The organism is Streptomyces sp. NPDC058289 (assembly GCF_042880975.1).
GTDB classification, from domain to species: Bacteria; Actinomycetota; Actinomycetes; order Streptomycetales; family Streptomycetaceae; genus Streptomyces; species Streptomyces stoeckheimensis.
The window spans coordinates 1-6,987 of record NZ_JBHVYI010000120.1 but is presented as its reverse complement, the minus strand read 5'-3'; the positions used below and the strand labels follow the sequence as shown (position 1 = coordinate 6,987).

Below are 6,987 nucleotides of genomic sequence, written 5' to 3'. Positions count from 1 at the left end.
CCAGTCCCCCAAGCTCCCGTCGCCCTCTCCGGCTCGCGCGCCCCCCTACTCCACCGCCCCCGCCCCCCGCGCCGCCCCCGCCCCGCAGCCCCACCACAGGCCCTAGCCGGGACGCCGCCGGGGCAAAATCAGCCCCTCCGGCGTTTGAGGCGCGGGGTCCGGGGCGGAGCCCCAGAAGCTCCGTCGCAGGCCTGGCTTCCGCGGCCCCGGCCGCACCCGCACGCAGCCCCGTACCCCGGTCAGAGCCCCGCAGGGCCCCGCTCCGGTAGGGTCGGCAGGCGATGGACAAGACGCTGATCGTGACCAACGACTTCCCGCCGCGGCCGGGGGGCATCCAGGCCTTCCTGCACAACATGGCGCTGCGACTGGACCCCGACCGGGTCGTGGTCTACGCCTCCACCTGGAAGCACTCCGCCGAGGCCCGCGCCGCCACCGCCGCCTTCGACGCGGAGCAGCCCTTCCAGGTGGTCCGCGACCGCACGACGATGCTGCTGCCGACCCCCCGGGTCACCCGCCGGGCCGTGGGCCTGCTGCGCGAACACGGCTGCTCGTCGGTGTGGTTCGGCGCGGCGGCCCCGCTGGGCCTGATGGGCCCCGCCCTGCGCCGGGCGGGCGCACGCCGGATCGTGGCGACCACGCACGGGCACGAGGCGGGCTGGGCGCAGCTGCCGGTCGCCCGCCAACTGCTGCGGCGCATCGGCGAGGGCACGGACACCCTGACCTACCTGGGGGAGTACACCCGTTCGCGGATCGCCCCGGCCCTGACGGACCGCGCGGCGGCGCGGATGACGCAGCTCCCGCCGGGGGTGGACGAGAAGACCTTCCACCCGGGGTCGGGCGGCGCGGAGGTCCGGGCGAGGCTGGGTCTGACGGACCGGCCGGTGGTCGTCTGCGTCTCGCGGCTCGTCCCCCGCAAGGGGCAGGACACGCTGATCGAGGCGATGCCGCGGATCCTGGCGGCCCTGCCGGACGCCGTCCTGCTGATCGTGGGCGGCGGCCCCTACGAGGCCGACCTGCGGGCCCTGGCCGCCTCCACCGGGGTCGCGGAGTCCGTCGTGTTCACGGGCGCGGTCCCGTGGTCCGAACTGCCCGCCCACTACGGGGCCGGGGACGTCTTCGCGATGCCCTGCCGGACCCGGCGCGGCGGGCTCGACGTGGAGGGCCTCGGCATCGTCTACCTGGAGGCCTCCGCCACCGGCCTGCCGGTGATCGCCGGCGACTCCGGAGGAGCCCCGGACGCCGTACTGGACGGGGAGACGGGCTGGGTGGTCCCCGGCGGCGCCCCGGCCGAGACCGCGGACCGTGTCGTCGCCCTGCTCCGGGACCCGGCCCTGCGCGCGCGCATGGGCGAGCGCGGCCGCGCCTGGGTCGAGGAGAAGTGGCGCTGGGACCTGTTGGCGGAGCGCCTGCGCGAGCTCCTGTAGCGAGCGCCGCGCACGATGCGCGGGGTCCCCTTTCCGTACGGAGGGGGGATTATCGCGCCCGAGGGGCCGATCGCGGGCAGAGTCGATCGAATCGCGCGGGCCGGGGCGGGGCCCGCCTACGGTCGAGCCATGTCTGACTGTTACTCAGAAGCGTGTCAGTGCGGGTTATGGCCGGTTGAGCGGAATCCGCTCATGATGCGGCCATGACACCAAACCTGACACGTCGTCATGTTCTCGGTCTCGGCGCCCTGCAGACCGCGGCGGCCCTCGGTTTCACCCGGATCGGCCTGCAGTCCGCTGCCGCCGCCGAGCCCGCGGCCGCCACGTACGCCCCGGCCATCGTCGTCGGCTCCGGCTACGGATCCGCCGTCGCCGCGCTCCGCCTCGGGCAGGCCGGCGTGCGGACCGTGGTCCTGGAGATGGGCCGGCTCTGGGACACTCCGGGCGCCGACGGGAAGGTCTTCCCCGCCACCTCCGCCCCCGACCAGCGCTCGATGTGGTTCCGCAACCGCACCGAGGCCCCGCTCGCCCAGTTCCTCTGGCTGGACGTGGTCAACCGCAACATCAGCCCGTACCCCGGCGTGCTGGACCGGGTGAACTACGGGGACATGTCGGTGTACGTGGGCCGCGGCGTCGGCGGCGGCTCCCTGGTCAACGGCGGAATGGCACCCACGCCGAAGCGCTCGTACTTCACCCAGGTCATGCCCCGGGTGAACGCCGACGAGATGTACGGCACCTACTACCCCCGGGCCCGCGCCATGCTCGGGGTCAACGACATCGACCCGGCCTGGTTCGAGTCCACCGAGTGGTACCGCTTCGCCCGGATCTCCCGCAAGCACGCCCAGAAGACCGGGCTGAAGACCACCTTCGTGCCCAACGTCTACGACTTCGAGTACATGAAGCGCGAGGCCGCCGGCACCGCCACCAGATCCGCCCTCGCCGGCGAGGTCATCTACGGCAACAACCACGGCAAGAAGAGCGTGGACAAGACCTACCTCGCCGCCGCCCTGGGCACGGGGAACGTCACCATCGAGACCATGCAGCGCGTGGTCGGCGTACGGCAGGACCCGGCCGGCGGGTACGTCCTGACCGTCCAGACCAGCGACCTCACCGGCCGCGTCACCCAGGTCCGCGAACTGGGCTGCAAGCAACTCTTCCTCGGCGCCGGCAGCCTCGGCACCACCGAGATCCTGCTGCGCGCCCGCGAGAGGGGCACCCTGCCTGCCCTGAACGACAAGGTGGGCCTCGGCTGGGGCCACAACGGCAACGTCATGACCGCCCGCGCCAACCACCTGTGGGACACGGTCGGCGCCAACCAGGCCACCATGCCCGCCCTCGGCATCGACGACTGGGACAACGCCTCGAACCCGGTCTTCGCCGAGATCGCCCCGCTCCCGATGGGGTTCGAGCACTGGATCTCGATGTACCTGGCCATCACCAAGAACCCGGAGCGCGGGCACTTCACCTACGACGCCGTCAGCGACTCGGCGAAGCTCCAGTGGACCCGGGACCAGAACACCCCGTCCGTCGAGGCCGCCAAGCGCCTCTTCGACCGGATCAACCGGGCCAACTTCACCATCTACCGCTACGACCTCTTCGGCGACAACAAGAACTTCGCCGACAACTTCACCTACCACCCGCTGGGCGGCTGTGTCCTGGGGGACGCGACCGACGACTTCGGCCGCGTCAAGGGCTACCAGGGCCTCTACGTCACCGACAGCTCGCTGATCCCCGGATCGCTCGGCGTGAACCCCTTCGTCACCGTCACCGCGCTCGCGGAGCGGAACATGGCGCGGGTCCTCGCCGAGGACCCGCGGTAGTCCCCGCCGCCACCGCTAGCCCCGGTAGAGGGCTTCGATCTCGTCCGCGAAGTCCTTCGCCACCACATTCCGCTTCAGCTTCAGCGACGGCGTGATGTGCCCGGACTCCTCCGTGAACTGGGAGGGCAGAATGCGGAATTTCCGCACCGATTCCGCCTTGGAAACCGCCGCGTTGCCGTCGTCCACGGCCTTCTGGACGGCGGCGATGAGGTCTGCGTCCTCGCGCAGCTCGGCCGCCGTCACACCGGCCGGCTTGCCGTTCTCCGCGGCCCACCGGCCCAGGAACTCCTCGTCGATGGTGACCAGCGCGGCCACGAACGGCCGCGCGTCGCCGACCACCATGCACTCCGCGACCAGCGCGTGCGCCCGGATCCGGTCCTCGATCACCGCGGGGGCGACGTTCTTGCCGCCCGCCGTGACGATGAGCTCCTTCTTGCGCCCGGTGATCGCCAGGTAGCCGTCCTCGTCGAGCGTGCCGACGTCACCGGTGTGGAACCAGCCGTCGGTCAGCGCGTCGGCGGTGGCCGTCGGGTTGTTCCAGTACTCCTTGAAGATGTGCTCGCCGTGCAGGAGCACCTCGCCGTCGTCGGCGATGCGCACCACGGAGCCCGGGAGCGGCTGGCCGACCGTACCGATCTTCGTCTTGTCCCACGGGTTGAAGGCCGTGGCCGCGCAGGACTCGGTCAGGCCGTAGCCCTCCAGCACCGTGAAGCCGATGCCGCGGAAGAAGTGGCCGAGCCGCTCGCCCAGCGGGGCCCCGCCGGAGATCGCGTACTCGCCGCGCCCGCCGAGGACCGTGTGGAGCTTGCTGTAGACCAGCTTGGAGAAGAGCTTGTGCTTCAGCTTGAGCTTGAAGGACGGCCCGCCCGGCAGGTCCAGCGCGCGGCTGTACGCGATCGCCGTCTCGGCGGCCGCGTCGAAGATCTTGCCCTTGCCGTCGGCCTGCGCCTTGGCGCGGGCCGAGTTGTAGACCTTCTCGAAGACGCGCGGGACGCCGAGGATCAGCGTCGGCCGGAAGGACTGCAGCTCGTCCGTGAGGTTCTTGATGTCCGGTACGCAGCCCAGCCGGATCGGCGCCAGCACGGCCGCCACCTCCACCAGGCGACCGAAGACGTGCGCGGCCGGCAGGAAGAGCAGGACGGAGCACTCGCCGGTCCGGAACAGCGGATGCAGCCGGGCCACGATGTTCCCGCACTCCGCGAAGAAGCTGCGGTGGGTCAGCACGCAGCCCTTGGGGCGGCCGGTGGTGCCGGAGGTGTAGACGATGGTGGCCGGGTCGTCGGCCCCGGCGAGCGCGCTGCGCTCGTCGAGCTCGGCGTCGGAGATCTCGGCGCCGGCCGCGTTCAGCGTCTCCAGGGCGCCCTGCTCGATCTCCCAGACCTCGCGCAGCTCCGGCAGCCGGTCGCGCAGGGCGGCCACGGCCGAGGCGTGCCCGGGGGACTCCACGATGACGGCGACCGCGCCGGAGTCGCCGAGGATCCACTGGATCTGCTCGGGGGAGCTGGTCTCGTACACGGGGACCGTGACGGCGCCCGCGCTCCAGATCGCGAAGTCGATCAGCACCCACTCGTAGCGGGTGCGGGAGATCAGGGCGACCCGGTCGCCGGGCCGGATGCCGGCCGCGATCAGGCCCTTCGCCGCGGCGCGGACCTCGGCGAGGAACTCGGTCGCGGTGACGTCCTGCCACGCGCCGGCGACCTTGCGGGCCATGACGGCGGTGTCGGGATGCTGAGCGGCGTTGCGGCGGATGAGATCCGTCAGGTTCCCGTCCGAAGGGACCTCGTACAGGGCCGGAAGGCTGAACTCGCGCAAGACTGCTGCTCCTCTGGGCGCCATCGCCACCATGTGGACCGACGCGACGTTACCCACCGGTAGGCGGTTCCGGATAGAGGGAACCGGCCAGATGTTCCCTGCGTCACATGTCGCGGCCGTGTCCTGCCGACATTAGTCGACCCGCTTTGCGACTCGGAAGTAACCGCAGGTCCGGCCGCCTCACCCGATTCCCTCCCCGCGGCGGCCCGGCGCGCCTAGGGTGGCCGCATGGGTGGCTCTATGGGTGGCATCAAGAACCGGACACGGGTCCACGTGGTCAGCGACGTCCACGGCAACACCGAAGCCCTGGCGCGGGCCGGGGAAGGCGCCGACGCGCTGATCTGCCTGGGCGACCTCGTCCTCTTCCTCGACTACGCCGACCACTCGCGCGGCATCTTCCCCGACCTCTTCGGCGTCGAGAACGCCGACCACATCGTCGAACTGCGCACCGCCCGCCGTTTCGAGGAGGCCCGGGAGTTCGCCCGCGGACTGTGGGCCGGGCGGGACCGGGAACGGCTCGTCGAGGGCGCGGTCCGCCGCCAGTACGCCGAGATGTTCGCCGCCTTCCCCCGGCCCACGTACGCCACGTACGGCAATGTCGACATCCCCGGGCTCTGGCCCGAGTACGCCGGCCCCGGCCTCACCGTGCTCGACGGACAGCGTGCCGAGATCGGGGGCCGGGTCTTCGGCTTCGTCGGCGGAGGCCTCCCCTCGCCGATGCGCACGCCCTACGAGGTGTCCGAGGAGGAGTACGCGGCCAAGGTGGAGGCACTCGGCGAGGTCGACGTGCTGTGCTCGCACATCCCGCCGGAGGTCCCCGAGCTCTGCTACGACACGGTGGCCCGCCGCTTCGAGCGGGGGAGCGGGGCGTTGCTCGCCGCGATCCGCCGGGTGCGGCCCCGGTACGCGCTCTTCGGCCACGTCCACCAGCCGCTCGCCCGGCGGATGCGGATCGGCGCCACCGAGTGCGTGAACGTCGGCCACTTCGCCGCCACCGGAAGGCCGTGGGCCCTGGAGTGGTGAGGTCATGACGCGCGATAGCCTTCACGCGGCGGCCCAGGGCCGTCCGCACACTTCCTCGAACTCCCCCCGGAGGAGCGACCGCGATGGCGGAACACACCAGCTCGAGCATCACGATCGAGGCGGCCCCGGCCGACGTCATGGCCGTGATCGCCGACTTCGCCCGCTACCCGGAGTGGACCGGCGAGGTGAAGGAGGCCGAGGTACTGGCGAAGGACGACGCCGGCCGGGCTTCTCTCGTCCGGCTGCTGCTGGACGCGGGCGCGATCAAGGACGACCACACGCTGGCCTACACCTGGCCGGCCGATGACACGGTCAGCTGGACGCTGGACAAGTCCCAGATGCTGAGGCAGCTCGACGGGTCCTACCAGCTGGCGCCCGTCGCGGGCGGTGCGCGCACCGAGGTGACCTACTCGCTGACGGTGGACGTCAAGATCCCGATGCTCGGCATGATCAAGCGCAAGGCGGAGAAGGTCATCATCGACCGGGCGCTGGCGGGCCTGAAGAAGCGCGTGGAAAGCCGCCCCACGCCTTCCTAACGCGCCGGGCACCTTTTCGCCGCGCCGCTCGCACCGCTGCGCGGGCTTCGCGTCGCTGCGCCGGACTCCGTCCGGCGGGGGTCCGGTCGGGGTGCCTGCCACAGGCGGACGGTGCGGGGCTGGTGGGCGGGTGCGGCTGGGTTGGCCCTGCGGGGCGGATTCCCCTACCCGCCCTTCGCCCGTTCCCCGGGCTCCGCCCGGACCCTTGCCGGGTGCGGCGCCGTTCCCGGGGGCCGGGTCGATCCAGCCTCGCCGGCGTTTGAGGCGCGGGGTCTGGGGCGGAGCCCCAGGTTCTTTCCGGGTCCGGGCAGCGCCCGGGGAACGGTGGAAGGGCGGGTAGGGGACTTTGCCCCGCGCAGCGGCGAGGGTCGC

5 protein-coding genes are annotated in these 6,987 nt (G+C 72.0%); 4 read left to right on the top strand and 1 reads right to left on the bottom strand.

Annotated elements, in window-relative coordinates; translation table 11 throughout:
- Window positions 1-281: 281 nt before the first annotated feature.
- Together ACFVX6_RS36775 and ACFVX6_RS36770 are read left to right on the top strand one after the other, a co-directional pair.
- On the top strand, window positions 282-1,424 hold the full coding sequence (locus tag ACFVX6_RS36775; RefSeq protein WP_389698949.1) for a glycosyltransferase family 4 protein: 1,143 nt from the start codon (window positions 282-284) through the stop codon (window positions 1,422-1,424).
- Between the two features lie 203 nt (window positions 1,425-1,627).
- Window positions 1,628-3,244 (top strand): GMC oxidoreductase, encoded by a 1,617-nt coding sequence (locus ACFVX6_RS36770; protein WP_389698948.1) that lies wholly within the window; start codon window positions 1,628-1,630, stop codon window positions 3,242-3,244.
- A gap of 15 nt (window positions 3,245-3,259) precedes the next feature.
- On the opposite strand, the gene ACFVX6_RS36765 is transcribed toward ACFVX6_RS36770, so the two are convergent.
- The gene (locus ACFVX6_RS36765; RefSeq protein WP_389698947.1) at window positions 3,260-5,056 is read right to left on the bottom strand and encodes an AMP-dependent synthetase/ligase; all 1,797 of its coding nucleotides are present in this window, start codon (window positions 5,054-5,056) and stop codon (window positions 3,260-3,262) included.
- A gap of 228 nt (window positions 5,057-5,284) precedes the next feature.
- Between ACFVX6_RS36765 and ACFVX6_RS36760 the strand changes: the two genes are divergently transcribed.
- Together ACFVX6_RS36760 and ACFVX6_RS36755 are read left to right on the top strand one after the other, a co-directional pair.
- Window positions 5,285-6,079 (top strand): metallophosphoesterase, encoded by a 795-nt coding sequence (locus tag ACFVX6_RS36760; protein ID WP_389698946.1) that lies wholly within the window; start codon window positions 5,285-5,287, stop codon window positions 6,077-6,079.
- Window positions 6,080-6,162: 83 nt separating this feature from the next.
- Window positions 6,163-6,615 carry an SRPBCC family protein gene (locus tag ACFVX6_RS36755; RefSeq protein WP_389698945.1) on the top strand — a complete coding sequence of 151 codons (453 nt, stop codon included), beginning with the start codon at window positions 6,163-6,165 and terminating at the stop codon, window positions 6,613-6,615.
- Window positions 6,616-6,987 lie beyond the last annotated feature (372 nt).

Coding starts and splice junctions, on each gene's coding strand:
- ACFVX6_RS36775 (WP_389698949.1), top strand. CDS start 282: ATGGACAAGACGCTGATCGTGACCAACGACTTCCCGCCGCGGCCGGGG.
- ACFVX6_RS36755 (WP_389698945.1), top strand. CDS start 6,163: ATGGCGGAACACACCAGCTCGAGCATCACGATCGAGGCGGCCCCGGCC.
- ACFVX6_RS36760 (WP_389698946.1), top strand. CDS start 5,285: ATGGGTGGCTCTATGGGTGGCATCAAGAACCGGACACGGGTCCACGTG.
- ACFVX6_RS36770 (WP_389698948.1), top strand. CDS start 1,628: ATGACACCAAACCTGACACGTCGTCATGTTCTCGGTCTCGGCGCCCTG.